This window comes from Pseudomonas sp. B21-009, from assembly GCF_024749345.1.
In the GTDB taxonomy this organism is placed as follows: domain Bacteria; phylum Pseudomonadota; class Gammaproteobacteria; order Pseudomonadales; family Pseudomonadaceae; genus Aquipseudomonas.
The window spans coordinates 4188984-4215514 of sequence record NZ_CP087199.1; the positions used below are offsets into that span (position 1 = coordinate 4188984).

Sequence of the window (26531 nt, forward strand, 5' to 3'; positions counted from 1 at the left end):
AACTACACCTTTGCTAAAAAGTGGGCCGCTGCTTCACTAGGAAAAACAGCAGCGGGCCCGAGAGATTACAGATTCCGCAGCGCTGCGACTACTGCGTCGCCCATTTCCTGCGTACCTACCTTGCTGCAACCGTCCGACCAGATGTCGCCGGTACGCAGCCCCTGATCCAATACCAGGCTGACGGCCTTTTCAATGGCCTCGGCTGCCGCCTGCTGGTTGAAGCTGTAACGCAGCATCATCGACACCGACAAGATGGTCGCCAGCGGGTTGGCGATGCCCTGGCCGGCGATGTCCGGTGCCGAGCCGTGGCAAGGCTCGTACATGCCCTTGTTGTCGGCATCCAGCGACGCTGATGGCAGCATGCCAATGGAGCCGGTGAGCATGGAAGCCTCATCCGACAGGATGTCGCCGAACATGTTGTCGGTGACCATCACGTCGAACTGCTTGGGCGCACGCACCAGTTGCATGGCGGCGTTGTCGACGTACATGTGGCTGAGTTCGACGTCCGGGTAGTCCTTGGCGACTTCCTCGACGATCTCGCGCCACAGCTGGCTGGAGGCCAGGACGTTAGCCTTGTCGACCGAGCAGAGTTTTTTACCGCGCACGCGGGCCATGTCGAAACCGACCCGGGCGATACGGCGGATTTCGCTCTCGCTGTATGGCAGGGTGTCGTAGGACTGGCGCTCGCCGCCTTCCAGCTCGCGGGTGCCGCGGGGTGCGCCGAAATAGATGCCGCCGGTCAGCTCGCGAACGATGAGGATGTCCAGGCCGGCGACGATTTCTGGCTTGAGCGACGAAGCGTCGGCCAGTTGCGGGTAGAGAATCGCCGGACGCAGGTTGGCGAACAGGCCCAGTTGCGAGCGGATTTTCAGCAGGCCGCGTTCAGGGCGAATGTCGCGCTCGATCTTGTCCCACTTCGGCCCGCCAACGGCGCCGAGCAGCACGGCATCGGCCTTGCGTGCGCGCTCCAGGGTCTGGTCGGCCAGCGGCACGCCGTGCTTGTCGATGGCGGCGCCGCCGATGACGTCGTGCTCCAGGCTGAAACCGAGCTGGAACTTGTCGTTGGCCAGTTCCAGCACCTTGACCGCCTCGGCCATGATTTCCGGACCGATGCCATCACCTGGAAGAATCAGAATCTGCTTGCTCATGCTTTCCTCTATTCAATTCAAGCGGCACGCCCTGTTGGCCTGCCGGAAAAAACCTAGCGTTCGGCCCAGAGCACCACGACATCGGTGCTGAACGAGCCGTCGGCTTCAATCTGGTAATACTGCCGTACTTCTTCGCCCATCGCCTGCTGCAATTGGCGGATGGCGCCACGCATCACTTCAGGGGTGCGCATGCGCTCGACCCACGAGCTGTACTCCAGGCGCAGGCGCTGGCGGCTGTGGCTGCGGGTGAACAGGCCGGCTTCGCTGACCTGCTGCAGCCATTCGCTGGCCGAATAATCGCGTACATGGCTGGTGTCGCGCAGCACCTCGACGCTCTGCAGGTAAGTGTCGAGCAACGGGCTGCCCGGCGACATGACGTCGATGAAGGCTGCCACGCCGCCGGGCTTGAGCACCCGTTTCACTTCCCGCAGCGCCAGGCCCAGGTCGCTCCAGTGGTGCGCCGAATAGCGGCTGAAGACGAAATCGAACGATGCGTCAGCGAACGGCAGGCGCTCGGCGGCGCCGCGTTCGGTGACGATGTTCTCGAAGCCACGTTCGCTGGCAGCGGCGGCGACCACATCCAGCATCTGCTGCGACAGGTCGTAGGCCACTACTTCACGCACCAGCGGGGCAACGTGGAAACTCACATGGCCGGCGCCACAGCCAAGGTCCAGCAGGCGTGCCCGGCCCTGGCCGGCAAGCTCGGCCTGTAGCAGGGCGAACTCGCTGCCCTGGGCATGCACGGCGCTGCTCAGGTAGGCACTGGCCTGTTCGCCGAACTGGCGCTGGACGACGTCCTTATGGGTGGTGCTGGTCATTGCGATCTCCTTGACCTCATCGCTGGCAACGCCAGCTCCCACACAGGCTGTGGTGCTCACAGCATCTGTGGGAGCCGGCCTTGCCGGCGATGGCGTCAGCCGGTTCACCGTATTAGTCAGACGTCACGAAACAACCAGGGCTGGCTGGCCCGGTGCTTGGCTTCAAAGGCGGCAATCGCATCGCCATCCTGCAAGGTCAGGCCGATGTCATCCAGGCCGTTGAGCAGGCAGTGCTTGCGAAATGCATCGATCTCGAAGGTCAGCACCTTGCCGTCCGGGCGGGTCACGGTCTGAGCCTGCAAGTCGATGCTCAACTGGTAACCCGGATCGGCTTCAACCTGCTTGAACAGCTCGTCGACTTCCTCATCGCTGAGGATGATCGGCAGCAAGCCGTTCTTGAAGCTGTTGTTGAAGAAGATGTCGGCATAGCTCGGCGCGATGATGCTGCGAAAGCCGTACTCTTCCAGCGCCCACGGCGCATGTTCACGGCTTGAGCCACAACCGAAGTTCTCGCGGGCGAGCAACACGCTGGCACCTTGATAACGCGCGTGGTTGAGCACGAAATCCGGGTTCTGCGGGCGCTTGCTGTTGTCCTGGTACGGCTGGCCGACATCCAGGTAACGCCATTCATCGAACAGGTTGGGGCCAAAGCCGGTGCGCTTGATCGACTTCAGGAACTGCTTGGGAATGATCTGGTCGGTGTCGACGTTGGCACGGTCCAATGGCGCGACAAGGCCGGTGTGCTGGGTAAAGGCTTTCATGCTGCGCTCCCTTGGATCAACTCGCGTACATCGACAAAACGGCCGGTAACGGCGGCGGCGGCGGCCATGGCCGGGCTCACCAGGTGGGTACGGCCACCGGCGCCCTGACGCCCTTCAAAGTTGCGGTTGGAGGTCGAGGCGCAATGCTCGCCACTCTCCAGGCGGTCGGGGTTCATCGCCAGGCACATCGAGCAACCCGGTTCACGCCACTCAAAGCCCGCTTCGAGGAAAATCTTGTCCAGGCCTTCTTTCTCGGCCTGGGCCTTGACCAGGCCCGAGCCCGGCACCACGATCGCCTGCTTGATGGTCGCGGCCACCTTGCGGCCCTTGGCGATCTCGGCGGCGGCGCGCAGGTCTTCGATGCGCGAGTTGGTGCAAGAGCCGATAAACACCCGGTCGAGCTGGATGTCGGTGATCGCCTGGTTGGCATTCAAGCCCATGTACTTCAACGCCCGCTCGATCGAGCCACGCTTGACCAGATCGGCCTCGGCAGCCGGGTCCGGTACGCGCTGGTCGACGGCCAGGACCATCTCCGGCGAGGTGCCCCAGCTGACCTGCGGCTTGATCTGCGCAGCGTCCAGCTCGATCACCGTGTCAAACACCGCATCGGCGTCGGAGACCAGGTCTTTCCAGGCTTCGACCGCTTGCGCCCACTGCTCGCCCTTGGGTGCATAGGGGCGGCCCTTGACGTACTCGACGGTTTTTTCATCGGTGGCCACCAGACCTACCCGGGCGCCGGCTTCGATGGACATGTTGCAGATGGTCATGCGCCCTTCGACCGACAACTCGCGAATCGCACTGCCGGCGAATTCCATGGCATGGCCGTTGCCGCCGGCGGTGCCAATCTTGCCGATCACGGCGAGGACGATGTCCTTGGCGGTGACGCCGAACGGCAATGTGCCTTCGACGCGCACCAGCATGTTCTTCATCTTTTTGGCCACCAGGCACTGGGTGGCGAGTACGTGCTCGACCTCGGACGTACCGATACCATGGGCCAGGGCGCCGAAGGCACCGTGGGTCGAGGTGTGCGAGTCGCCGCAGACCACGGTCATGCCCGGCAAGGTCGCACCCTGCTCCGGGCCGATGACGTGGACGATGCCCTGACGCACGTCATTCATCTTGAATTCGACGATGCCATACTCGTCGCAGTTTTCATCGAGGGTCTGAACCTGCAAACGCGAGACCTGGTCGACAATGGCATCGATACCGCCCTTGCGCTCCGGGGTGGTCGGCACGTTGTGATCAGGCGTGGCGATGTTGGCATCGATGCGCCAGGGTTTGCGATTGGCCAGGCGCAGGCCTTCGAAGGCTTGCGGCGACGTCACTTCGTGGATGATGTGACGGTCGATGTAGATCAGCGCCGAACCATCGTCGCGCTGCTTGACCAAATGCGAATCCCAGAGCTTGTCGTAAAGCGTTTTGCCGGCCATCAGACTGTTCCTCATCAGCGTCTTTCTATGCCAATAACCCCTTGGCTTGTACGGACGATGCTATGCCGGTAGATTGAATAACTCAAATTCATAATTTTTATGCTTTGGATAACCAAAAGGAATCTGAGTAGTGGACCTGGCCAACCTCAATGCCTTTATCGCGATTGCCGAGACCGGCAGCTTCTCCGGGGCCGGCGAGCGCCTGCACCTGACCCAGCCGGCAATCAGCAAACGCATCGCCGGCCTTGAGCAGCAACTGGATGTGCGCCTGTTCGACCGCCTCGGCCGCGAGGTCAACCTGACCGAGGCCGGGCGTGCCCTGCTGCCGCGCGCCTACCAGATCCTCAATGTGCTGGACGACACCCGCCGGGCCCTGACCAACCTCACCGGGGAGGTCAGCGGGCGCCTGACCCTGGCCACCAGCCATCACATCGGCCTGCACCGCCTGCCGCCGCTGCTGCGAGCCTTTACCCGCCAGTACCCGGCGGTGGCGCTGGATATCCAGTTTCTCGATTCGGAAGTTGCCTACGAAGAAATCCTCCATGGCCGCGCAGAGATCGCCGTCATCACCCTGGCCCCGGAGCCGCACCACCTGGTGCGTGCCGTGCCGGTATGGGACGATCCGCTGGACTTCGTCGCCGCCCCAGAGCACCCGCTGGCACGCAAAGGCGCGGTCAGCCTGGCCGACATTGCCCACCATCCGGCGGTGTTCCCCGGTGGTAACACTTTCACACATCATATCGTCCAGCGCCTGTTCGAAGCCCAGGGCCTGACGCCGAACATCGCCATGAGCACCAACTACCTGGAAACCATCAAGATGATGGTCTCCATCGGCCTGGCATGGAGCGTGCTGCCGCGTACTATGCTCGACGAGCAGGTTGCGCCCATCGCCTTGCCGGGCATACAGCTGTCGCGCCAGCTAGGCTACATTCTGCACACCGAACGAACGTTATCGAATGCCGCCAGGGCCTTTATGGCATTGCTCGACAGCCATGCAAGCCCCTTGAACCACTGAGGTAGTACCCGGGCACACCTGCCCGCTCAAGGACGCGTTATCTGCCAAAGGTCTGGTATCGATGCCCAAATCAGCAAACCGTTTTCCGCGCATGCCCCGAATTCATGCAGCGGACCCCCAGGAATCGGAGCAAACCTGGGAAAACGCCCCGCAACTGTTGGCGGCGCTTAACGGTGCGCGCCTGGGTGCCTGGTTCTGGGATGTCGAGACCGGGCAGATCAGCTGGTCGCGCGGCACCCAGGCGCTGTTCGGCTTTGACCCGCACCAGCCGCTGCCCAATGACCTGGACTACCTGGAACTGGTGCCCATGGAAGACCGCGCCCGCGCCCTGCAGGCCTTTCATGCGGTGGTCAACGGCGAGCCGGTCGAGCAAGCCCTGCGCCATCGCATCCGCTGGCCCGACGGCAGCCTGCACTGGCTGGAAATCAACGGCAGCATGACCAAGGACCGCAACGGCCGGCGACAGATGGTCGGGGTGATTCGCGAAATTACCCGCCAGCGTGAACGGGAAGCGGCGCTGATCAACTCGGAAAAGCGCTTTGCCACGCTCTTCCACCTGAGCCCCAATGTCATCCTCCTGACCCGCCGCGCTGACGGCATGATCTACGAGGTCAACCAGCACTTTGAAAACATCCTCGGCTGGCCGGGCCACCAGATCATCAACAAAAGCACCCTCGAACTTGGCCTGTGGGTGCATCCACAGCAGCGCCTGCAGGTGCTGGCGGCGACCAGCGGCACCAGCGGCCCGGTGACCCTCGAGGTGCAGTTTCGCGGCAGCAGCGGCGAAGTCCACGACGGCCTGCTCTGTACTCAGAACATCGACCTGGAAGGCACCGCCTACCTGCTCAGCACCTTCGTCGACACCAGCGAGCGCAAACGCGCCGAACAAGCGCTCAAGGACAGCCAGGAGCGCCTGGACCTGGCCCTGGACTCGGCACAACTGGGCACCTGGGACTGGCACATCCCCAGCGGCATGCTCTATGGCTCGGCCCGCGCCGCCGAACTGCACGGCCTTGAGCCGGTGCCGTTTCACGAATCCTTCGAGTCGTTTTTCGAAGGCGTGCCGGAAATGGAACGCAGCAGCATGCGCCAGGCCTACCGCAGCCTGCGCGAAGGTCCGGCCGGCAATTACCAGATCACCTACCGCATCCAGATGGAAGACGGCAGCTCGCGCTTCATTGAAAGCCGCGCGCGCCTGTACCGCGATGAACAGGGCAACCCGCTGCGCATGGCCGGCACCTTGCTGGACATCACCGAACAAGTGGAGCGCGAGCAGCGCCTGACCAGTTCCGAAGAAAAGTTCGCCAGCCTGTTCCAGGCCAGCCCCGACCCGATCTGCGTGACCCGCCAGGACAGCGGCCAGTTCATCGAGATCAACCCGGCCTTTACCCAGGTGTTTGGCTGGAACGCCGAACAGGTACTGGGCAACACCGCCGAACAGATCGGCCTGTGGGCCGAGTCGGCCGAACGCGCCCGGCGCATCGAACGGGTGATCCGCGACCAGGCCTTGAACAACGTCGCCGTGGTGGTCAACCACAAGGACGGGCAGCCGCTGACCTGCGTGATTTCCAGCCGCCTGATCAAGGTCGACAACCAGCCCTGCAGCGTCACCACCCTGCGCGACATCACCCAGCAGCAGCGCGCCGAAGCGGCGCTCAAGGCCAGCGAAGAGAAATTCGCCAAGGCCTTCCATTCAAGCCCCGACGCCATCACCATCACCGAACGCGACAGCGGCCGCTACCTGGAGGTCAACGACGGTTTCTGCCGCCTGACTGGCTACAGCGCCGCTGAAGTGATCGGCCAGACTGTGCACGACATCGGCATCTGGGCTGACGACAAACAGCGCGCCGCGCTGCTCAACGAATTCCACGACAAAGGCCGCGTGCATCACCGGGAAATGCTCGGGCGCAACAAGCGTGGCGACATCCTCACCGTCGAGGTTTCGATCGAGCCGATCAACCTCAACGAAACCGAGTGCCTGCTGCTCACCGCCCGCGACGTCAGCCAGTTGAAGAATGCCCAGGCGCAGATCCGCCACCTGGCCTACCACGACCCGCTGACCAACCTGCCCAACCGCGCCCTGTTGATGGACCGCCTGAGCCAGCAGATCGCCCTGCTCAAGCGCCACAACCTGCGTGGCGCCCTGCTGTTTCTCGACCTCGACCACTTCAAGCACATCAACGATTCGCTCGGCCATCCGGTCGGCGACACGGTGCTGAAGATCATCACCGCGCGCCTGGAAGCCAGCGTGCGCCTGGAAGACACCGTCGCGCGCCTGGGCGGTGACGAGTTCGTGGTGCTGCTCAGCGGCCTTGAAGGCAGCCGCGAGGAAGTCACGGAAAAAGTCCGCGAACTGGCCGACACCCTGCGCGAACTGCTGGCCGAGCCAATGTCGCTGGACGGCCAGCGCCTGCAGGTGACGCCGAGCATCGGCGTGGCGCTGATCCCCGACCACGGCTCGACCCCGGCCGACCTGCTCAAGCGTGCGGACATCGCCCTGTACCGGGCCAAGGACTCCGGGCGCAACACCACGCAAATGTTCCACACCACCATGCAAAAGGCTGCCAGCGAACGCCTGCGCATGGAAAACGACCTGCGCCTGGCCCTGGCCCGCGGCGAACTGGCCCTGCACTTCCAGCCCCAGGTCGACGCCCGCGACAACCGCATCGTCGGCGCCGAAGTGCTGTTGCGCTGGCACCACCCGCAACTGGGCCAGCAGCCGCCGGCGCAGTTCATTCAGGTACTGGAAGAAAGCGGGCTGATCCTCGAAGTTGGCAGCTGGATCCTCGACGAAGCCTGCGACGCCTGCGCCGGTATGCTGCGCGACGGCCTGATCGACCCCGACGACTTCAGCCTGTGCGTGAACATCAGCCCGCGCCAGTTCCGCCAGAACGACTTCGTCGAACGGGTAATGCGCAGCCTTGACGACTACCGCCTGCCGCACAAGATCCTCAAGCTGGAAATCACCGAAGGCATCGTCATCCAGAACCTCGAAGACACCATCAGCAAAATGCGCGAGCTCAAGGCCTTTGGCGTGAGTTTTGCCATGGATGATTTCGGCACCGGCTACTCCTCGCTGACCTACCTCAAGCGCCTGCCGGTGGATGCCCTGAAGATCGACCAGTCCTTCGTCCGCGACGCCCCGATCGACCCTAACGACGCCGAAATCGTCCGCGCCATCGTCGCCATGGCCCGCAGCCTGGACCTGGCGGTGATTGCCGAAGGGGTCGAGCTGTCGGAGCAACTGGAGTTTCTTGAGCGGCTGGGCTGCCACTTGTACCAGGGCTACCTGCATAGCCGGCCGTTGCCGCTGGGGGAGTTTCGGGCGATGTTGCTTGAAGCGCCGGCGGACCATTGATTGACCGGTACATCCGAGGGGGAGAAATGAATCCAGCAGGCTCAGCCAACTGGACGCTGCATTGGCTCCAGGCAAGTGGTGACCTGAGCAACTGGCAATCAGCGATAACCGAACAAGCTGTCGAGGCCAAAAACGCCATCGAGCGTCTATTACCCGCCCCCGCTCTGGACATTCTGGTTCAAGCTCTGCCGGGCCAGGTCATTCCCGAAGTCGGTCTTGTGGGATATGCCTTTCGCCACAACCTGTTTTCTCTGACGGTCGACCCGCAGAATCGCAATTTTGCTGCCAGCCTGAACAACGGCACTTTGCTGCGCCAGATCATCCACGAAGCGCATCACTGCCTGCGCATGGCCGGACCGGGATATGGTCACACCTTAGGTGAAGCGCTGGTAAGCGAAGGCCTGGCGGGGCGTTTTGTAAGCTACCTGCTTGGCAGCGAGCCAGAGCCCTGGGAGCGCGCCATTGGCTTGCCGGACCTCCTTGCAGCGCCTCCAGACAACAGCCAGCTGGCAAGGCGTGATTATGATCACGCTGCATGGTTCTTTGGCACTAACAGCGATTTCCCGCGTTGGCTGGGGTACAGCCTTGGGTACCAACTGGCTGATCATTGGCTTGCGCAGTCACCTGCCGTAAATGGCGAAGAATGGATTTCAGTTGCTGCGGATACAGTAATTGCCGCTGGCACTCGAGCAGGGTTGGTTATCAAATCGTAGGGTACGCGGGTCGACGACTCGACTTGCCCTGCAATCGCGTCCTGCCTGCCACATCGCATCGCGGGTCAAGCCCGCTCCCACAAAAGCAACTCAAATCGTGCTCTTGATCTGCTTTTGATCTTGATCCACCTGGCCCCGTCAACCAGAAGGGCCGAGTGCAGGTGTTGCGAAGGGGCAAGTGCGCAGCACCTTCGGCGTAGCCGAAGTTGCGAAACGTAGAGTTGCTTGCAACTCGTAGTTCGCAATGCCCCGTAGCGACACCGGAGCGAGGGAACCCGAAGCGCAGCGCAGGGCCCACTGGTGGGGCGAGAATTTTTGCTTACTTTTTTTCGACTGAAAAAAGTAAGCCGCCGTAAGGGCGGAAAGGTGCCTCGGCAGCACCCTCGCCAATGGATAATCACCAAAGACAAAAAGGGCACCCGAAGGTGCCCTCATTCACATCAAACAATCAATTCAGAGCAGGCTTGCTCTCACCATTGATAGGAATCCGCTTGGCCTTGGCCTCTTCCGGCACAATCCTCAGCAGATCAATGCTCAGCAGCCCGTTAGCCAGACCAGCCGCCTTGACCTCGATATGGTCAGCCAGCCGGAACGACAACTTGAACGCCCGTTGGGCGATGCCCTGATGCAGATAGGTAACGCTTTCAGCGTTGCTGTCACGCTTGCCGCCAGTCACGGTCAAGACGCCTTTTTCCACCTGCAGGTCCAGATCCTGCTCCTGGAAACCGGCCGCAGCAACGACGATTCGATAATGGTCATCGCCATGTTTTTCAACGTTGTAGGGAGGGTAGCTGCTACCCGCCTCGTTACGCGCCGCAGATTCGAACAGGTCATTGAAACGGTCGAAACCCACGGAATGACGGAACAGTGGAGCCAGAGAAAAAGCAGTAGTCATGATGCATCTCCTGAAAATCAGCGAGGTTGTGTAGTAGCGCGACCCGACTTCGGCATCGCGTACTCCCTAGATAAGGACCCTCGCCTGCTTTTCAAGCAACCCTGCAAAAATTTTTTCAGGCCGCCTCGCTGACCGGTACACCGATCAACTGCCCGACCCGATCGCAGTCAGTTTCCCGGCGCAATTCGGTGAACAGCGCCACCGCTTCGGGGTAGGTGCGGGTCAGCATCGCCACCCATTGCTTGAGACGTCCCGGCGCCTGGCGCGGGGTCATCTGCGCGCGGGCCTGGCCCCAGAAGTCCTGGATCAGCGGCAGCAAGCTCTGCCAGTCCATGGGCACGAACTCGACGCCATCACGTTCGGCGGCAATCTGCCGGGCCAGGTCCGGGCGCGAAACCAGGCCACGCCCCAGCATGATGTCTTCAACGCCACTGACTTCGCGGCAGCGCCGCCAGTCTTCCAGGGTCCAGACCTCGCCGTTGGCATACACCGGCACCTTGACCACCTCTTGCACCCGCGCCACCCACTCCCAATGGGCCGGCGGCTTGTAGCCGTCAACTTTGGTCCGCGCGTGCACCACCAACTGCTCGGCGCCGCCTTCGGCCAGGGCCCGGGCGCAGTCCAGGGCGCCGTCGGGGCTGTCGAAACCCAGGCGCATCTTGGCCGTGACCGGGATATGCGCAGGCACCGCGCGACGCACTTCACACAAGATCGCGTGCAGCAGTTCCGGCTCCTTGAGCAGCACCGCCCCGCCCCGCGACTTGTTGACGGTCTTGGCCGGACAGCCAAAGTTGAGGTCGATCACCGGCGCGCCCAGTTCACAGGCCAGCACCGCGTTTTCGGCCAGGCACACCGGGTCGGAACCGAGCAATTGCACCCGCAACGGCACCCCGGCAGCAGTGCGGGCACCCTGGCTCAGCTCCGGCGCGAGCTTTTCGAAGGTCGCCGCCGGCAGCAGGCGGTCGCAGACCCGAATGAACTCGGTGACACACCAGTCGATGCCGCCCACCTGGGTCAGTACGTCGCGAAGGATGTCGTCGACCAGCCCCTCCATCGGGGCCAGGGCAATTTGCATGGGTTGCATCTCGGCTGGAAAAGGCCGGCAGTCTAGCAAAATCCGCGGCTTACAGCGCTCCGGCCATCAGCGCCGGGCCATAGCCGTCGATAAACTCGGCCGGCATGCGCTTGGGTCGCCCTGTGGATAACTCGATGCAGACGAAGGTGGTTTGCGCACGCAGCAAAGTGGTGCCGTCGCTGGGGCGGACCAGCTGGAAGCGCCGGGTCATTTTCAGCCGCTGGTCCCAGTCGACGATCCAGGTTGCCAGTTGCAGCTCGTCGTCTTCGTAGGCAGCGGCCAGGTAGTCGATTTCGTGGCGGACCACCGCCATGGCCCGGTCCAGGCGCCGGTATTCGGCCAGGTCCAGCCCCAGGCGCTGGGAGTGGCGCCAGGCGCAGCGCTCGAGCCAGGTGACGTAGACCGCGTTGTTGGCGTGGCCGAGGCCGTCGATGTCGTCGGCAGCGACCCGCAGGTCGATGATGAACGGTGTTGCCAGGTCCCAACTCATGCCCGCTCCAGATCCGTGGTTAACGGGCAGAGTGTACCGGATGCTCAGGCCGATTGCCGGGCCGGTGAACTGCTGCGCTGCAGCAGCGCCAGCACCCCTTCGCGCACTTGTGGGTCAGCCAGCACCCGCAGGTGACCACCGTCGGGCAGGCGCAGCAGGCGGCTGTCGAACCAGGCGCGGTGGATGGCGTCGGACTCGTCTACCGGTACCAACTGGTCGTCCTCGGCATGCACGATCAAGCCGGGCAGCTCCAGTTGGTAGCCGCTGACATCCAGGCGGGAAATCTGCACGCCGACATCGCGCTCAATCTGGCGAATGAACGCCGCCCGCGCCCGCGCCGGCATGCCCAGGTGACGAGCGAAACCGCGGATCACGCCAAGCAACTGCGCCGGCGCGGCGATGCTCACCGCCACTTCGGCGCGCAGCCCCCACTGCAACGCCAGGAGCATGCTGGCGCCGCCCATGGAATGGCCAACCACGGCCTTGAGCGGCGGCAGTTCGGCGGCGGCTTCCAGCAAGGCACGGGCGAACAGCACCACGTTAGCTTCGTTGCCCGGCGAGCGGCCATGGGCCGGGCCTTCCAGGGCCACGGCGGTGTAACCGGCGTCGACCAGGCTGTCGATCAGGTGGGCGAACTGGGTCGGGCGCCCTTCCCAGCCGTGCATCAGCAGCACGGTCGGGCCCTGGCCCCAGCGCAGTGCCGAGAGGCCGAAACGCAAGGTGATGCGCTCGGCGCGGGCCAGCAGCGGCAACTCCCAGTCTCGCGGCGGCCGGTTGCGCGGGGTCATGAAGGCACGGCGCATCTTGCGCGCGATATGTTCCGGCGCCAGATGCCCGAGGGTGCCGTTAACGCTACGAATCCAGCTCAAGGTATTCATCGCTTCACTCCGGTGGATATCGCGTAGTTCAGACAACCGCCGACTTGGCGGCGCGCAGGATGCGGTCAGACAGCTCGTCAGTGCCCAGGGCCCGGGCCAGGGCCAGGCCACCAATCATCAGGGCCATGTCGGCGAGCACCTTGTCGGCCTCTTCCGGGCTGTCGGCGAGGTTGGCCATCATCAGTTCAATGTGTTCGGCCAGCACTTCGCGGAAGGCTTCCGGAAGGCGCGCCATTTCGCCCAGCGAGGTGGGCAGCGGGCAGGCACGCTCGGTGGCGTCGCGGTGCTTGCGCGACAGGTAGAAGGCGGCAACCAGAGCCCGGCGCTCCTCGCCGCTCATGTTCGGGTCGACTTCGGCGAGCAGCGCCCGACGCTCGCCCAGCAACTGGCGAAAGGCTTCGAGCATCAACGCGTCCTTGCTGTCGAAATGGGCGTAGAAGCCACCGACGGTCAGGCCGGCGGCGCCCATCACCTGGTTGACGCTCGGCTCGGCGGGGCCATGCTGGATCAGCGCACTGCAGGCAGCATCGAGAATCCGTTCGCGGGTCTTGGCCTTTTTGTCGTTCATGCTCGCCTCCAAAATATTATGATTAGAATATTATTCTTATCATATTTTTTCGCAAGCAGAAATTGCTGCCGCTGGTCGCGTCAGGCAAGAAAGGCGTGAGGAGAAGTTTTTTCAAGACAAAAACAAAAGGCTCATTCAATAATCGAATGAGCCTTGAAATCCCACAAAGTGGGTAAAATGGCGTCCCCTAGGGGACTCGAACCCCTGTTACCGCCGTGAAAGGGCGGTGTCCTAGGCCACTAGACGAAGGGGACTTGTAACCTTCGTGCAGATCCGTTTTCACGAATCCTGGCAAAATTGGTGGAGCTAAGCGGGATCGAACCGCTGACCTCCTGCATGCCATGCAGGCGCTCTCCCAGCTGAGCTATAGCCCCAGATTTCTAGCCTCGCGGCCCAGCGACTTCTTTCGATGTCGCTTGTGTAAAACTGGCGTCCCCTAGGGGACTCGAACCCCTGTTACCGCCGTGAAAGGGCGGTGTCCTAGGCCACTAGACGAAGGGGACGAACCTTCTTACCTTACCAACCCGGTCGCTGGAACCCGGTTGATTCCGCAGTCAGTCTAGCTGACTGCGAATCGGAATTTGGTGGAGCTAAGCGGGATCGAACCGCTGACCTCCTGCATGCCATGCAGGCGCTCTCCCAGCTGAGCTATAGCCCCACAATGTCGCTTTGAACTTGAATCGCTTGGCTGGGTGCTTCGCGTTTCGTTTTCGTTCATCGCTGTGGACGGGGCGCATATTAAGATCGGATGGCGAACCTGTCAAATATATTTTCAACAAAATTCAAAAAAAATTTCCGAGATAACAAACACTTACCGCCCGAGCGGATGAAACACCCCGGTTTTACAGGGGTTTGCGGGCTTCTTCGCGGGGCAAGCCCGCGCCTACTGAACAGGTAGGAGCGGGCTTGCCCCGCGAAGTTTTACCAAGGTCAGGCAATCAGGCGATGGTGCCCAGGAGCTTTTCCCACTCTTTGTTTTCTTTCTTCGACACACCACCGAGCAGGTCCAGAGCCTGGCGCAGGCGGTAGCGGGTCAGGTCCGGGCCGAGGATTTCCATGGCATCGAGCACCGAAACCGAGCTGGCCTGGCCGGTGATGGCGGCAAACATCAGCGGCATGGCATCACGCAGCTTCAGCTCCAGGGCTTCGACCACCGCCTGGATGCAAGCGGTGATCCGCTCTTTTTCCCACTGGCGCAGGCTTTCGAGCTTCCACAGGATCAGCTGGATCACCTGGCGTACCTGGTCGGCCGAGAGCTTTTTGCTTTCGAACAGCTTGGCGTCGAGCTTGAGCGCACCTTCAAAGAAGAAGCCGCCCAGCGGCACGACCTGGCTGAAGGTCTCTACCCTGCCCTGCACGTGCGGCGCGATCTGCATCATGTAGTCGCTGTTGAACGCCCATTTCTGCAGGCGCGCAGCGAATTCCTCTACCGGCAGTTCGCGCAGCCACTGGCCATTGAGCCACGACAGCTTCTCGATGTCGAAGATCGGCCCGCCGAGGGACACCCGCGACAGGTCGAAGTGCTCGACCATCTCGGCCAGGGAGAATTTCTCGCGCTCGTCCGGCATCGACCAGCCCATGCGGCCCAGGTAGTTGAGCATGGCTTCGGGCATGAAGCCCATGCGCTCGTAGAAGGTCACCGAGGTCGGGTTCTTGCGCTTGGACAGCTTGCTCTTGTCCGGGTTACGCAGCAGCGGCATGTAGCACAGGGTCGGTTGTTCCCAGCCGAAGTACTCGTACAGCTTGATCAGCTTGGGCGCCGACGGCAGCCATTCTTCACCGCGCAGCACGTGGGTGATGCCCATCAGGTGGTCATCGACGACGTTGGCCAGGAAGTAGGTCGGCAGGCCGTCGGTCTTCATCAGCACCTGCATGTCCATGCGGTCCCACGGGATTTCGACGTCGCCACGGAGCATGTCCGGGACCACGCAGACGCCTTCGCTCGGCACCTTCATGCGGATCACGTGCGGCTCGCCAGCGGCCAGGCGGCGCTGCACTTCTTCAGCCGACAGCAGCAAGGCGCGACCGTCGTAGCGCGGGGTTTCGCCGCGGGCCATCTGCTCGGCACGCATCTGGTCGAGCTCTTCGGCGGTGCAGAAGCACGGGAAGGCGTGGCCAAGGTCGACCAGTTGCTGGGCGTACTGCTTGTAGATATCGCCCCGCTCGCTCTGCCGGTAAGGGCCATGCGGGCCGCCGACATCCGGACCTTCGCTCCACTCGATGCCGAGCCAGCGCAGGGCGTCGAAGATTTGCTGTTCCGACTCGCGGGTCGAGCGCAGCTGGTCGGTATCTTCGATACGCAGGATGAACTCGCCGCCGTGCTGCTTGGCAAAGCAGTAGTTGAACAGGGCGATGTAAGCGGTGCCGACGTGGGGATCGCCAGTAGGCGAAGGCGCGATACGCGTGCGAACGGTGGTCATGGACAGTCTCGAACTAGAGATGAAACAAAGGCTGGATGTTAACAGGGAGCGGGCACCGGGCTCCAGCAATGGGCGCGATCGGCACTTGTAAGCACGGCTGCAAACGCTGTTAAATTTGCTTACATTTTTACAACGATCGTACCCATGCCTGCCCAACTCAAGCGTCGCCTGCTGATTTTTCTTGCCCTTGTCCTGCTGATTGCCCTCGCCTTCCTGGCCCACTGGTACTTCAAGGGACGCTTCTATGAAAGCACCGACAACGCCTACGTGCAGGGCGAAATAACCCGGGTTTCCAGCCAGCTGAGCGCGCGCATCGATCAAGTGCTGGTACAGGACAACCAGCACGTGGCCAAGGGCGACCTGCTGGTGCGCCTTGAGCCCGAAGATTTTCGCCTGGCCGTTGAACGCGCCCGCGCCGCCCTCGATACCCGCGAAGCCGAACGCCTGCAGGCCGAAAGCCGGCTCACCCAGCAAGCCAGCCTGATTGCCGCAGGAAAAGCGCAGGTTGCCGCCAACCAGGCCACCCTCGGCCGTGCGCAACTGGACCTGAACCGCGCCGAGGCCCTGCGCAAACCGGGCTTTGTCTCGGAAGAACGGGTCACCACACTGTCAGCCGAAAACCACGTCGCCCGCTCCCAGGTGAGCAAGGCCCAGGCCGACCTGCAAGGCCAGCGCCAGCAGGTCAACGCCCTGGCCGCCGAGATCAAGCGCCTCGATGCGCAGATCGTCAACGCCCGCGCCGACCTGGCCCAGGCCGAGCTGAACCTGACCCGCAGCGAAATCCACGCGCCGATCAGCGGCATCATCGGCCAGCGCGCCGCGCGCAATGGCCAGGTGGTCCAGGCCGGCGCCTACCTGCTGTCGATCGTCCCCGATGAAGACATCTGGATTCAGGCCAACTTCAAAGAAACCCAGATCGGCCACATGCAGCCCGGGCAAAAGGCTGAACTGCTGTTCGACAGCTACCCGGACACCCCGATCGAAGCGCGGGTCGACAGCCTGTTCGCCGCCTCCGGCGCGCAGTTCAGCCTGCTGCCGCCCGACAACGCCACCGGCAACTTCACCAAGGTGGTGCAGCGCATTCCGGTAAAACTGACCTTCGCCGCCAACAACCCGCTGCACGGCAAGATCCGCCCGGGCATGTCGGTAACCGCCACCGTTGATATCCGCGACAACGCCGACCATGGCCGGTGACCAGTTGATCCGTCCCGCCGGCGAACCCAGCCGGCGCGACTGGATCGCGGTAATGAGCGTGATGCTCGGCGCCTTCATGGCGGTGCTGGACATCCAGATCACCAATTCCTCGCTCAAGGACATCCAGGGCGCGCTGTCGGCAACCCTGGAGGAAGGCTCGTGGATTTCCACCTCCTACCTGGTGGCCGAGATCATCATGATCCCGCTCACCGCCTGGCTGGTGCAGCTGCTGTCGGCGCGGCGCCTGGCGGTGTGGGTGTCGCTGGGCTTTCTGGCCTCATCGCTGCTGTGCTCCATGGCCTGGAACCTGGAGAGCATGATCGTCTTCCGCGCCATGCAGGGCTTTACCGGCGGCGCACTGATCCCCCTGGCCTTCACCCTGACCCTGATCAAGCTGCCCGAACACCACCGGGCCAAGGGCATGGCCATGTTCGCCATGACCGCCACCTTCGCCCCCTCGATCGGCCCGACCCTGGGTGGCTGGCTGACCGAGAACTGGGGCTGGGAGTACATCTTCTACATCAACATCCCGCCGGGGCTGATCATGATCGGCGGCTTGCTGTACGGCCTGGAGAAGAAAGAAGCCCATTGGGAACTGCTGAAAAGCACTGACTATGCCGGTATCGTCACGCTCGGCGTCGGCCTTGGCTGCCTGCAGGTGTTTCTTGAGGAAGGCCACCGCAAGGACTGGCTGGAGTCGAGCCTGATCGTCACCCTGGGCAGCATCGCCCTGCTCAGCCTGATCACCTTCGTGATCCTGCAGTTTTCCAAACCCAACCCGCTGATCAACCTGCGCATCCTTGGCAACCGCAACTTCGGCCTGTCGAGCATTGCCAGCCTGGGCATGGGCGTGGGTTTGTACGGTTCGATCTACCTGCTGCCGCTGTACCTGGCGCAGATCCAGAACTACAACGCCCTGCAGATCGGTGAAGTGATCATGTGGATGGGCATTCCGCAGCTGTTCCTGATTCCGCTGGTGCCGCAGCTGATGAAGGTGATTTCACCGAAGATCCTCTGCACCCTGGGTTTCGGCCTGTTCGGCCTGGCCAGTTTCGGCTCCGGGGTGCTCAACCCGGACTTTGCCGGCGAGCAGTTCAACCATATCCAGATCATCCGCGCCCTCGGCCAACCGATGATCATGGTGACCATCTCGCTGATTGCCACCGCGTACATCCAGCCACAGGACGCCGGCTCGGCCTCGAGCCTGTTCAACATCTTGCGCAACCTGGGTGGCGCCATCGGCATCGCCTTGCTGGCGACCTTGCTGGATGCACGTACCAAGGTGTATTTCGATTACCTGCGCGAGTCGATCGTGCCGAGCAACCCGCAAGTCGCGGAGCGTCTGGCGCAACTGGCAGAGCGACTGGGCAGCGATGCGGCGGCGCTGGGCAAGCTGAGTGAAATCACCCACCAGCAGGCGATGATCATGGCCTATAACGATGCCTTTCACTTTGTCGGCATCGGCTTGGCGATCAGCATGCTGGCGGTGGTGATGACGCGCAAATTGCCGCAGGGGTTGAAGGCTGGGGAAGCGCACTGACCCGTTTAGGGCCTGCTTTGCAGGCCATCGCTGGCAAGCCAGCGATAGGGCCCTCAGGTGGTGATCATCCGCTCGCGCAGCGCGGTAATCTCGTCGCGCAACTGCGCCGCCGCTTCGAACTCCAGGTCCCGCGCCAGCTGGTACATTTTTTCTTCCAGCTGCTTGATGCGCTTGGCGATCTCGCCCGGTGAGCGCAGTTCGGCTTCGTAACGGGCGCTCTCCTCTGCCGCCTTGGCCATGCCCTTGCGCTTCTTGCTGCGCGAGCCGGGCACGTTGGCGCCTTCCATGATGTCGGTGATGTCCTTGACCACGCCCTTGGGCACGATGCCGTTGGCGGCGTTGAAGGCGATCTGCTTGTCGCGGCGCCGCTCGGTCTCGCCAATCGCCCGCTGCATGGAGCCGGTCATGTTGTCGGCATAGAGGATCGCCCGGCCATTGAGGTTACGCGCCGCGCGGCCGATGGTCTGGATCAGCGAGCGCTCGGAACGCAGGAAACCTTCCTTGTCGGCATCGAGAATCGCCACCAGCGATACCTCCGGCATATCCAGGCCTTCACGCAGCAGGTTGATGCCCACCAGCACATCGAAGGTACCCAGGCGCAGGTCGCGGATGATCTCGACCCGCTCCACTGTATCGATGTCCGAGTGCAGGTAGCGCACGCGCACATCGTGGTCGGCCAGGTAGTCGGTGAGGTCCTCGGCCATGCGTTTGGTCAGGGTGGTGACCAGCACGCGCTCCTCCACGGCCACGCGCTTGCGGATCTCCGAGAGCAGGTCGTCGACCTGGGTGGTGGCCGGGCGCACTTCGACCTGCGGATCGACCAGGCCGGTTGGGCGTACTACCTGCTCGACCACCCGGCCAGCATGTTCGGCCTCGTAGTTGCCGGGGGTCGCAGAAACGAAGATGGTCTGCGGGCTGACGTTTTCCCACTCGTCAAAGCGCATCGGCCGGTTGTCCAGCGCCGAGGGCAGGCGAAAGCCGTACTCGACCAGGGTTTCCTTGCGCGAGCGGTCGCCCTTGTACATGGCGCCGACTTGCGGAACGCTGACGTGGGATTCGTCAATTACCAGCAGGGCATCGTCCGGCAGATAGTCGTAAAGAGTCGGTGGCGCTGCCCCGGCCGGGCGCCCGGAGAGGTAGCGCGAGTAGTTTTCGATGCCGTTGCAGTAACCCAGTTCGAGGATCATCTCCAGGTCAAAGCGGGTGCGCTGCTCCAGGCGCTGGGCCTCGACCAGCTTGTTGGCCTTGTGCAGGTACTCAAGGCGCTGGGCCAGTTCCTCCTTGATGCCGTCCACGGCCTCGAGCAGGGTCTCGCGCGGGGTCACGTAATGGCTCTTGGGATAGAAGGTGAAACGCGGCAGCTTGCGGATCACCTCGCCGGTCAGCGGATCGAAGGCGGCGATGTTCTCGACCTCGTCGTCGAACAGCTCGATGCGGATGGCTTCCAGGTCCGATTCGGCCGGGAAGATATCGATCACATCACCGCGCACGCGGAAGGTGGCGCGGGCAAAGTCCATTTCGTTGCGGGTGTACTGCAGGTCGGCCAGGCGGCGCAGCAGCGCACGCTGGTCGAGCTTGTCGCCACGGTCCACGTGCAGGACCATCTTCAGATAGGTTTCCGGGCTGCCCAGGCCATAGATGCAGGACACCGTGGTGACGATGATCGCATCACGGCGCTCCAGCAGCGCCTTGGTCGCCGACAGGCGCATCTGCTCGATATGGTCGTTGATCGAGGCGTCCTTCTCGATAAAGGTGTCCGAGGACGGCACGTAGGCTTCGGGCTGGTAGTAGTCGTAGTAGGAAACGAAGTACTCGACGGCGTTGTTCGGGAAGAATGACTTGAACTCGCCATACAGCTGCGCCGCCAGGGTCTTGTTCGGCGCCAGCACCAATGTCGGGCGCTGCACCTGGGCGATCACGTTGGCAATGCTGAAGGTCTTGCCTGAGCCGGTCACCCCGAGCAGGGTCTGGTGCGCAAGGCCCGCCTCGATTCCTTCGACCATCAGGCGAATGGCCTCGGGCTGGTCGCCGGCCGGCTGGAAACGGGTGACGAGCTGGAACTCGGACATGACAAACCTCTGTGTGATCGCGATGGTTTCATCGCTGGCGCGGGCAACTGTATTTATAGACAGTAGTTATACCGAATTAAGGGCCCCTTGCGCCAGTTTCAACTGAGTAACCCGGGCATTTCTGAGTATGGACCGGTGAAATCGACTAACGGTCGAAAAATATTCGGTCAAACAGCAGGAAAAGCTGCGACAGACTGTCGCCGTGACCGAGCGGTATCACTATACTGACTCCCCGTTTGTGCACCGCTCTAGTGCAAGCGACTGGAGCGTGCGACCTCTTCCACTCTCCATTCAGAGCCAAGGTAATAATGAGCCTGTTTTCCGCTGTCGAGCTGGCACCACGCGATCCCATTCTGGGCCTCAACGAAGCTTTCAACGCCGATACCCGTAGCAACAAGGTCAACCTGGGTGTAGGTGTTTACTGCAACGAAGAAGGGCGTATCCCACTGCTGCGTGCAGTGATCGAAGCCGAAACCCAGCGCGCTGCCCAGCACGCTTCCCGCGGTTACCTGCCGATCGACGGTATCGTCGCTTACGACCAGGCCGTACAGAAGCTGCTGTTCGGTGCCGAGTCGCCACTGCTGAGCGCCGGTCGCGTAATCACCACCCAGGCCGTCGGCGGTACCGGCGCCCTGAAGATCGGTGCCGACTTCCTCAAGCAGCTGTCGCCGAACGCCGTCGTCGCCATCAGCGACCCGAGCTGGGAAAACCACCGCGCACTGTTCGAAACCGCTGGCTTCCCGGTCCAGAACTACCGCTACTACGACGCCGCCACCCACGACGTCAACCGCAGCGGCATGCTCGAAGACCTCAACGCCCTGCCGTCCGGCTCGATCATTGTGCTGCACGCCTGCTGCCACAACCCGACCGGTGTCGACCTGACGCCAGAAGACTGGAAAAACGTCCTCGAAGTGGTCAAGACCAAAGGCCACGTGCCGTTCCTTGACATGGCCTACCAGGGCTTTGGCGCCGGCATCACTGAAGACGCCGCCGCGGTACGCCTGTTCGCCGAGTCGGGCCTGGACTTCTTCGTCTCCAGCTCGTTCTCCAAATCCTTCTCGCTGTACGGCGAGCGCGTTGGCGCCCTGTCGATCGTCACCGAGTCCAAGGAAGAGGCCACCCGCGTGCTGTCGCAAGTCAAGCGCGTGATCCGCACCAACTACTCCAACCCGCCGACCCACGGCGCGACCATCGTCGCCACCGTGCTCAACAGCCCAGAGCTGCGCAAGATGTGGGAAGACGAGCTGGCCGAGATGCGCCAGCGCATCCACGGCATGCGCAAGCAGATGGTCGAGCTGCTGGCCGAGTACGGTGCCAAGCAGGACTTCAGCTTCGTCGGTCGCCAGTGCGGCATGTTCTCCTACTCGGGCCTGACCGTTGAGCAGGTCGCGCGCCTGAAGAACGAGTTCGGTATCTATGCTCTGGATACCGGTCGCATCTGCGTCGCCTCGCTGAACCAAAGCAACATCCATGTGGTGACCAAGGCGATCGTCGAGGTCCTGTAATTTACTCAATTGCATAGGGGAGGCTTGACTTCCCCTTAGCAATCAGTAAGATACGCCACAGATTCCGCGATAGCTCAGTCGGTAGAGCAAATGACTGTTAATCATTGGGTCCCAGGTTCGAGTCCTGGTCGCGGAGCCAAACACCTGAAAAACCTCCAGTTGCCCTGAGCACTGGAGGTTTTTTCGTTTCTGGCAGATTAAATCGCACACCCGGCCAGCGAAGCCCGGTCACCCCTCAGGGAAAACCGGGCGGACGATCAGGTCCGGCCGATGGGGTAGAAACAGCCACCACTCCAGACGCCCAGCCACTGCTGGCCATCGATCTGCCTGGGCACCGCCAGTTCGACCAACTGGTAGAAGACATTGCGATGGATCAACGCTTCGAGGTTGCTACGCATGTGCACGTACGGCGAAGGTTCCTGGGTCTGCGCGTCAATTTCAAAGCGCAGCGGATGCTCGGGGCCGGCCTCGACCTGGTCGTCGACATTGCTGGTAAAGCGTAACAATTGCTGCTCACCCTCGCCCTGCACCTCCAGGGCGACCGCAACAAAGGGCGCGTCATCGACCTTGATGCCGACCTTCTCCACTGGCGTCACCAGGAAGTAGTCGTCACCGTCGCGGCGGATGATGGTCGAGAACAGCCGCACCATCGGCTTGCGCCCGATCGGCGTACCCAGGTAGTACCAGGTGCCGTCACGGGCGATGCGCATGTCGATGTCGCCGCAAAAATCCGGGTTCCACAGGTGCACGGGCGGCAGGCCCTTTTCTGCCTTGGGAATCTGCGCCAGCAGATCATTGGCCTTGCCGGTGTCTTGCATCACCCTCTCCTTAACGACTCATGCCCAACAGACTGCGAGCGTAATCCTCGAGTGGCGGGCGGAGCAAATCTTCCGGCTTGTTGTCGTGGAACGTCAGCAAACCGCCGCGGCTTTTGATCCGCGCGGTGTCGATCAGGTAACGGGTACTGGTTTCGATCAGCATCAGCTGCACCACGCCAGTATCGATACCCAGGCGGTCCACCGCCTGCTCGTCATACCACTCATCGCCGTTGCCGATGCGATCGTCGGTGCGGGCAAAACGGGTGTACAGCAAGTAATGGGCGCCGACTTCGCGCGCTTCGATCAGTGCTTGCTCAAGGCCCAGCGGCGCCGGGGCACGGCGAACCAACGGGAAGTACTCGACAAAGCCCTTGAAGGCTTCTTCAGCCACGACGTTGGGCCGCGGGTACGGGCCTTTGCCTGATGGCACGAAAGCACCCTGGCCAATGTAAATGAATGAATCAGGCTGCAGGCGCACCGACAGCGAACGACGGGTGTCGCTGTGATCGAGCAGACCGGCATCGCTCATGTGATAACGGGCACCCTCGCCCATATCGCTGACATTCATGCAGCCGCCCAGCGCCGTCAGCGCCAGCAGCAAAACCAGGCTACGCATCTATCCTCCAGTGGCCGGTGACGGAAAACCGGCGAACAGCTGGCAGATGCAGCTTTTGCGCCAGTCTTAGCCGCCGATGATTTTCATCACCGTCGCGCCGCCCGAAAACGCCACCGGTTGCTTGTCGCCAAGGGCTTTGACCAGTAAGCCCTGTAACGCCGGCAAGGCCTGGTGGCGCGGTTTGTCGAGCAGGTCGCCGATATAGTGACGGTTGCTCGACGACAGGCAACCGTGCAGCCAGCCGGTGGAGGACAGGCGCAAACGCGAACAGGTACGGCAGAACGGCACGCTCTCATTGGCGATCACGCCAAAATAACCCTGGCCCGGGATCTGGTAGCGCAAGGCGGTGGCATCCACCGGCGCGTTGGCCTGCAGGTACTCGTACTGCTCGCCGATCAATTGCAGCAGGTGCTCAAGGCTGACGAACTGCTGCAAAAAGGCATTGCTGTCGCGCGCCAGGTGCCCCATGCGCATCAACTCGATGAAGCGCAGCTCGTAGCCGTGGGCCAGGCAGTACTCCAGCAGTGGCAGCACCTGGTCGAAGTTCTGCCCGCGCAACGGCACCATGTTGACCTTGATCTGCATGCCGGCGGCGCTGGCCTGGCTCATGCCGTCGAGCACAGTGGCCAGGTCGCCGCCACGGGCAATGCGCCGGAAAGCATCCGGATCAAGGGTGTCGAGGGAAACGTTGAGGCGACGGATACCCGCTGCGCGCAGCAACGGCAGCTTGCGCGCCAGCAACTGGCCGTTGGTGGTCAGGCTGATTTCATCCAGGCCCAAATTGGCAATGGAGCTGAGGAAGGTTTCCAGCTTGGGGCTGACCAGCGGCTCGCCGCCAGTGACGCGCACCCGCTCGATACCGGCGGCCTCGACCAGATAAGCCACGCCGCGGGCCATGGCCTCGGCCGAGAGCTCGTCCTGGGCCGCGACCAGACGCTTGCCGTCGGGCACACAATAGGTACAGGCGTAGTTGCAGGCAGCCGTGAGGCTGACACGCAAATTGCGAAAACGCCTGCCTTGGCGGTCGACGATCATGGGTGACTCCGGCATGGGTGAATCGGGCCTGCAAAACCTGACTCAAAAATCAGGTTTTTGCAAGCCTCATACCTGAGTATATTCCTCGCCACCCAATCCCAGTAGCGCCATGGTTTGGCTGAATGTCTCAGCTACCGGCGGTATCCGGGTCGCGCTTGCGCTTGTTACCCATGCGCACGCCGATGTCCATGAGGAACTGGAAAAAGCCTTCCTGGTCTTCCAGGACATTGCTCCAGAACGGCGAGTGATAGAGCGCCACGGCCCCATGCACCAGGGCCCAGGCGGCGCAGTAGTGGAAGTACGGCGGTACGTCCTCAAGCTTGCCTTCGCTGATGCGGCCCTTGATCAGCAGGGTCAGGCGGTCGAAGTTGGAGGCGCGGATCTTGTGCAGCTCCTCGACCATCTCCGGCACCTGGTTACCCTTGACCACCTTCTCTTCGAGACGGTCGAACAGGCGGTAGCGCTGCGGATCACGCATGCGGAATTCGAAGTAGGCGCGCGACAGGGCTTCCTTGTCGCGGTCGACGTCGGCAGAGTGCAGCAGTTCGTTCAAATCGCGCTCGTAGTCGAGCATCAGGCGCAGGTAGATCTCCGCCTTGGATTTGAAATGCTTGTAGATCGTGCCTTTGCCGATACCGACGGCATCAGCGATCATCTCGACGGTGACACTGTCTTCACCCTGTTCGAGAAACAGCTTGAGCGCGGTATCGAGAATTTCTTGCTCTCGGCGACGAAACTCACGGACCTTACGAGGTTCTTTCTGCATAAGAAGGACTGGATCAAAATCGAAGCCGGTTATTATGCCTAACTTGCGCCAAAATGCACGGATCATCCAACCATGTCTATGTTTCTTGATGAGTTTGAACAGGCCCCGGGGCTTCGTTATCTGAACCATGCCGCGGTCGCACCCTGGCCCAAACGCGCCAGCCAGGCGGTTTCGCGCTTCGCCAGCGAGAACGTTTTGCTCGGTGCAAGGGACTATCCGGACTGGATGGCCATGGAGCAGCGTTTACGTGAACGCCTGATGCGCCTGACGAATGCACCGTCGACGGATGATATCGCATTGGTCAAGAACACCTCCGAAGCGCTGTCTTTCGTCGCCTTCGGTATCGACTGGCAGGCCGGCGACCAGATTGTCATCAGCGACGAAGAATTCCCCTCCAACCGGATTGTCTGGGAAGCCCTGGCCGACAAAGGCGTCAGCGTCATCCAGGTAAGCCTCAAGGGCAGTGACCCGGAGGCGGCCTTGCTCGCGGCCTGCGGCCCCAAGGTGCGCCTGCTGGCAATCAGCGCCGTGCAGTTTGCCAGCGGCCTGCGCCTTGACCTGGTGCGTCTGGGCCAAGGCTGTCGTGAGCGTGAGGTGTTGTTCTGCATCGACGCCATCCAGCAATTGGGCGCCCTGCCCTTCGACGTCCAGGCCTATCAGTGCGACTTTGCCATGGCCGATGGGCACAAATGGATGCTCGGCCCGGAAGGCCTCGGGGTGTTCTATTGCCGCGCCGAGGTACGCCCGCTGCTCAAGCTCAGCGAGTACGGCTGGCACATGCTCGAACACATGGGCGACTACAGCCGCAGCGAATGGCAGCCGGCCCACAGCGCCCGGCGCTTTGAATGCGGCAGCCCGAACATGCTCGGTGCAGCGGCGCTGGAGGCAAGCCTGGCGCTGCTCGAAGAAGTGGGCATGGATCAGGTGGCCACAGCGCTGCTGGAGCGGGTGCACTGGCTCAACGAAGGCCTGGCAGCGATCCCTGGGGTTCGCGTACACAGCCCGCAGGAGCCTGCGCGTCGCTCAGGGATCGTGTCCTTCAGCATTGAGGGCGTCGAGAACGCCCAGGTTTTTCAGCGCCTCAAGCAAGAACAGGTGATCTGCATTCCGCGCGGCCCCGGGGTGCGATTTTCCCCGCACTTCTACACACCCAGGCAGATAATCGACGAAACTCTGGCCATTGTGCGCGAGATCGCAGAGCGATGAGTGCTCAGCAGCGGCAGGCGTATTCCAAATCTGTTTAAAAAACGATCAGCTGTGGCTGGCGGCGCGTCAATCCTGGCCAATACTTCAGGTGTTGGCGCAGCGCATCCCCCCATGTGGCGCGCCGATAAAGGTGCTCAGGGACCGCGTGCCTTTGTTTTACTCCTAATGGTCTTAACCCGGATTCACCCCCCAGAACCCGGGTTTTTTTTGCCT

22 protein-coding genes and 5 tRNA genes are annotated in these 26531 nt (G+C 62.2%); 8 read left to right on the forward strand and 19 right to left on the reverse strand.

What is annotated here, in order from left to right; translation table 11 throughout:
• Positions 1 to 65: 65 nt before the first annotated feature.
• The 4 genes from leuB to leuC all read right to left on the reverse strand — a co-directional run bounded on the left by leuB (position 66) and on the right by leuC (position 4157).
• Positions 66 to 1148: a 3-isopropylmalate dehydrogenase gene (leuB, locus tag LOY34_RS19225; protein ID WP_045195110.1), complete on the reverse strand. Its 1083-nt coding sequence runs from the start codon at positions 1146 to 1148 to the stop codon at positions 66 to 68.
• Positions 1149 to 1201: 53 nt separating this feature from the next.
• Positions 1202 to 1966: a class I SAM-dependent methyltransferase gene (locus LOY34_RS19230; RefSeq protein ID WP_123567286.1), complete on the reverse strand. Its 765-nt coding sequence runs from the start codon at positions 1964 to 1966 to the stop codon at positions 1202 to 1204.
• Positions 1967 to 2082: 116 nt separating this feature from the next.
• Positions 2083 to 2727: a 3-isopropylmalate dehydratase small subunit gene (gene leuD, locus LOY34_RS19235; protein WP_195884736.1), complete on the reverse strand. Its 645-nt coding sequence runs from the start codon at positions 2725 to 2727 to the stop codon at positions 2083 to 2085.
• Positions 2724 to 4157 carry a 3-isopropylmalate dehydratase large subunit gene (gene leuC, locus LOY34_RS19240; protein ID WP_045195116.1) on the reverse strand — a complete coding sequence of 478 codons (1434 nt, stop codon included), beginning with the start codon at positions 4155 to 4157 and terminating at the stop codon, positions 2724 to 2726. The genes leuD and leuC overlap by 4 nt, the downstream gene beginning before the upstream one ends.
• A gap of 130 nt (positions 4158 to 4287) precedes the next feature.
• On the opposite strand from leuC, the gene LOY34_RS19245 reads away from it, so the two are divergent.
• From LOY34_RS19245 to LOY34_RS19255, 3 genes are all read left to right on the forward strand, one after another.
• Positions 4288 to 5172: a LysR family transcriptional regulator gene (locus LOY34_RS19245; RefSeq protein WP_093380610.1), complete on the forward strand. Its 885-nt coding sequence runs from the start codon at positions 4288 to 4290 to the stop codon at positions 5170 to 5172.
• A 61-nt stretch (positions 5173 to 5233) separates the two neighbouring features.
• Positions 5234 to 8530, forward strand: coding sequence for a PAS domain S-box protein (locus LOY34_RS19250; RefSeq protein WP_195884737.1), 3297 nt, complete (start codon positions 5234 to 5236; stop codon positions 8528 to 8530).
• Between the two features lie 26 nt (positions 8531 to 8556).
• Positions 8557 to 9243 carry a DUF2268 domain-containing putative Zn-dependent protease gene (locus LOY34_RS19255; RefSeq protein WP_195884738.1) on the forward strand — a complete coding sequence of 229 codons (687 nt, stop codon included), beginning with the start codon at positions 8557 to 8559 and terminating at the stop codon, positions 9241 to 9243.
• 448 nt (positions 9244 to 9691) lie between these two features.
• Here LOY34_RS19255 and LOY34_RS19260 read toward each other — a convergent pair whose 3' ends face one another.
• The 10 genes from LOY34_RS19260 to gltX form a co-directional block, all read right to left on the reverse strand.
• Positions 9692 to 10138, reverse strand: coding sequence for an Hsp20 family protein (locus LOY34_RS19260; protein ID WP_100782040.1), 447 nt, complete (start codon positions 10136 to 10138; stop codon positions 9692 to 9694).
• 115 nt (positions 10139 to 10253) lie between these two features.
• Positions 10254 to 11213 (reverse strand): tRNA-dihydrouridine synthase, encoded by a 960-nt coding sequence (locus tag LOY34_RS19265; RefSeq protein WP_123567285.1) that lies wholly within the window; start codon positions 11211 to 11213, stop codon positions 10254 to 10256.
• Between the two features lie 49 nt (positions 11214 to 11262).
• Complete coding sequence (locus tag LOY34_RS19270) at positions 11263 to 11703, reverse strand: thioesterase family protein (protein ID WP_045195126.1); 441 nt, start codon at positions 11701 to 11703, stop codon at positions 11263 to 11265.
• Between the two features lie 44 nt (positions 11704 to 11747).
• Entirely contained in the window at positions 11748 to 12581 is an 834-nt protein-coding gene (locus LOY34_RS19275; RefSeq protein ID WP_123567284.1) for an alpha/beta fold hydrolase, read from the reverse strand.
• 28 nt (positions 12582 to 12609) lie between these two features.
• A complete protein-coding gene (locus LOY34_RS19280) occupies positions 12610 to 13149 on the reverse strand; it encodes a TetR/AcrR family transcriptional regulator (RefSeq protein ID WP_045195130.1) in 540 nt (179 codons plus the stop codon).
• A 178-nt stretch (positions 13150 to 13327) separates the two neighbouring features.
• Positions 13328 to 13403: transfer RNA gene (locus LOY34_RS19285), tRNA-Glu, on the reverse strand.
• A gap of 44 nt (positions 13404 to 13447) precedes the next feature.
• A tRNA-Ala gene (locus tag LOY34_RS19290) sits at positions 13448 to 13523 on the reverse strand.
• A gap of 53 nt (positions 13524 to 13576) precedes the next feature.
• A tRNA-Glu gene (locus LOY34_RS19295) sits at positions 13577 to 13652 on the reverse strand.
• Between the two features lie 79 nt (positions 13653 to 13731).
• Positions 13732 to 13807: transfer RNA gene (locus LOY34_RS19300), tRNA-Ala, on the reverse strand.
• A 280-nt stretch (positions 13808 to 14087) separates the two neighbouring features.
• Positions 14088 to 15569 carry a glutamate--tRNA ligase gene (gltX, locus tag LOY34_RS19305; protein WP_045195132.1) on the reverse strand — a complete coding sequence of 494 codons (1482 nt, stop codon included), beginning with the start codon at positions 15567 to 15569 and terminating at the stop codon, positions 14088 to 14090.
• Positions 15570 to 15713: 144 nt separating this feature from the next.
• On the opposite strand from gltX, the gene LOY34_RS19310 reads away from it, so the two are divergent.
• Together LOY34_RS19310 and LOY34_RS19315 are read left to right on the forward strand one after the other, a co-directional pair.
• Positions 15714 to 16763 (forward strand): HlyD family secretion protein, encoded by a 1050-nt coding sequence (locus tag LOY34_RS19310; protein WP_045195134.1) that lies wholly within the window; start codon positions 15714 to 15716, stop codon positions 16761 to 16763.
• Positions 16753 to 18303 (forward strand): MDR family MFS transporter, encoded by a 1551-nt coding sequence (locus LOY34_RS19315; RefSeq protein WP_045195135.1) that lies wholly within the window; start codon positions 16753 to 16755, stop codon positions 18301 to 18303. The genes LOY34_RS19310 and LOY34_RS19315 overlap by 11 nt, the downstream gene beginning before the upstream one ends.
• 53 nt (positions 18304 to 18356) lie before the next feature.
• On the opposite strand, the gene uvrB is transcribed toward LOY34_RS19315, so the two are convergent.
• On the reverse strand, positions 18357 to 20372 hold the full coding sequence (gene uvrB / locus LOY34_RS19320; RefSeq protein WP_045195137.1) for an excinuclease ABC subunit UvrB: 2016 nt from the start codon (positions 20370 to 20372) through the stop codon (positions 18357 to 18359).
• Positions 20373 to 20680: 308 nt separating this feature from the next.
• Between uvrB and LOY34_RS19325 the strand changes: the two genes are divergently transcribed.
• Together LOY34_RS19325 and LOY34_RS19330 are read left to right on the forward strand one after the other, a co-directional pair.
• Positions 20681 to 21877 carry an amino acid aminotransferase gene (locus tag LOY34_RS19325; protein WP_195884739.1) on the forward strand — a complete coding sequence of 399 codons (1197 nt, stop codon included), beginning with the start codon at positions 20681 to 20683 and terminating at the stop codon, positions 21875 to 21877.
• Positions 21878 to 21940: 63 nt separating this feature from the next.
• A tRNA-Asn gene (locus LOY34_RS19330) sits at positions 21941 to 22016 on the forward strand.
• 118 nt (positions 22017 to 22134) lie between these two features.
• Here the strand turns inward: LOY34_RS19330 and LOY34_RS19335 are convergent.
• The 4 genes from LOY34_RS19335 to LOY34_RS19350 all read right to left on the reverse strand — a co-directional run bounded on the left by LOY34_RS19335 (position 22135) and on the right by LOY34_RS19350 (position 25112).
• Positions 22135 to 22695, reverse strand: a complete 561-nt coding sequence (locus LOY34_RS19335) for a DUF1285 domain-containing protein (RefSeq protein ID WP_195884740.1) — start codon at positions 22693 to 22695, stop codon at positions 22135 to 22137.
• A 10-nt stretch (positions 22696 to 22705) separates the two neighbouring features.
• Positions 22706 to 23311 carry a DUF4823 domain-containing protein gene (locus tag LOY34_RS19340; RefSeq protein ID WP_045195142.1) on the reverse strand — a complete coding sequence of 202 codons (606 nt, stop codon included), beginning with the start codon at positions 23309 to 23311 and terminating at the stop codon, positions 22706 to 22708.
• A 66-nt stretch (positions 23312 to 23377) separates the two neighbouring features.
• Entirely contained in the window at positions 23378 to 24346 is a 969-nt protein-coding gene (locus LOY34_RS19345; RefSeq protein ID WP_045195144.1) for a GTP 3',8-cyclase MoaA, read from the reverse strand.
• A gap of 127 nt (positions 24347 to 24473) precedes the next feature.
• Entirely contained in the window at positions 24474 to 25112 is a 639-nt protein-coding gene (locus LOY34_RS19350) for a TetR/AcrR family transcriptional regulator (protein ID WP_045195146.1), read from the reverse strand.
• Between the two features lie 72 nt (positions 25113 to 25184).
• Here LOY34_RS19350 and LOY34_RS19355 point away from each other — a divergent pair, with 72 nt between their 5' ends.
• A complete protein-coding gene (locus LOY34_RS19355; RefSeq protein WP_195884742.1) occupies positions 25185 to 26318 on the forward strand; it encodes an aminotransferase class V-fold PLP-dependent enzyme in 1134 nt (377 codons plus the stop codon).
• Positions 26319 to 26531 lie beyond the last annotated feature (213 nt).

Bases quoted from the DNA above. Each gene is read 5' to 3' on its own strand.
- uvrB (WP_045195137.1), bottom strand. From the start codon at position 20,372: ATGTCCGAGTTCCAGCTCGTCACCCGTTTCCAGCCGGCCGGCGACCAG.
- LOY34_RS19335 (WP_195884740.1), bottom strand. From the start codon at position 22,695: ATGCAAGACACCGGCAAGGCCAATGATCTGCTGGCGCAGATTCCCAAG.
- LOY34_RS19355 (WP_195884742.1), top strand. From the start codon at position 25,185: ATGTCTATGTTTCTTGATGAGTTTGAACAGGCCCCGGGGCTTCGTTAT.
- leuC (WP_045195116.1), bottom strand. From the start codon at position 4,157: ATGGCCGGCAAAACGCTTTACGACAAGCTCTGGGATTCGCATTTGGTC.
- gltX (WP_045195132.1), bottom strand. From the start codon at position 15,569: ATGACCACCGTTCGCACGCGTATCGCGCCTTCGCCTACTGGCGATCCC.
- LOY34_RS19315 (WP_045195135.1), top strand. From the start codon at position 16,753: ATGGCCGGTGACCAGTTGATCCGTCCCGCCGGCGAACCCAGCCGGCGC.
- LOY34_RS19340 (WP_045195142.1), bottom strand. From the start codon at position 23,311: ATGCGTAGCCTGGTTTTGCTGCTGGCGCTGACGGCGCTGGGCGGCTGC.
- LOY34_RS19325 (WP_195884739.1), top strand. From the start codon at position 20,681: ATGAGCCTGTTTTCCGCTGTCGAGCTGGCACCACGCGATCCCATTCTG.
- LOY34_RS19265 (WP_123567285.1), bottom strand. From the start codon at position 11,213: ATGCAAATTGCCCTGGCCCCGATGGAGGGGCTGGTCGACGACATCCTT.
- LOY34_RS19350 (WP_045195146.1), bottom strand. From the start codon at position 25,112: ATGCAGAAAGAACCTCGTAAGGTCCGTGAGTTTCGTCGCCGAGAGCAA.
- LOY34_RS19310 (WP_045195134.1), top strand. From the start codon at position 15,714: ATGCCTGCCCAACTCAAGCGTCGCCTGCTGATTTTTCTTGCCCTTGTC.
- LOY34_RS19280 (WP_045195130.1), bottom strand. From the start codon at position 13,149: ATGAACGACAAAAAGGCCAAGACCCGCGAACGGATTCTCGATGCTGCC.
- LOY34_RS19230 (WP_123567286.1), bottom strand. From the start codon at position 1,966: ATGACCAGCACCACCCATAAGGACGTCGTCCAGCGCCAGTTCGGCGAA.
- LOY34_RS19345 (WP_045195144.1), bottom strand. From the start codon at position 24,346: ATGATCGTCGACCGCCAAGGCAGGCGTTTTCGCAATTTGCGTGTCAGC.
- leuD (WP_195884736.1), bottom strand. From the start codon at position 2,727: ATGAAAGCCTTTACCCAGCACACCGGCCTTGTCGCGCCATTGGACCGT.
- LOY34_RS19250 (WP_195884737.1), top strand. From the start codon at position 5,234: ATGCCCAAATCAGCAAACCGTTTTCCGCGCATGCCCCGAATTCATGCA.
- leuB (WP_045195110.1), bottom strand. From the start codon at position 1,148: ATGAGCAAGCAGATTCTGATTCTTCCAGGTGATGGCATCGGTCCGGAA.
- LOY34_RS19255 (WP_195884738.1), top strand. From the start codon at position 8,557: ATGAATCCAGCAGGCTCAGCCAACTGGACGCTGCATTGGCTCCAGGCA.
- LOY34_RS19260 (WP_100782040.1), bottom strand. From the start codon at position 10,138: ATGACTACTGCTTTTTCTCTGGCTCCACTGTTCCGTCATTCCGTGGGT.
- LOY34_RS19270 (WP_045195126.1), bottom strand. From the start codon at position 11,703: ATGAGTTGGGACCTGGCAACACCGTTCATCATCGACCTGCGGGTCGCT.
- LOY34_RS19275 (WP_123567284.1), bottom strand. From the start codon at position 12,581: ATGAATACCTTGAGCTGGATTCGTAGCGTTAACGGCACCCTCGGGCAT.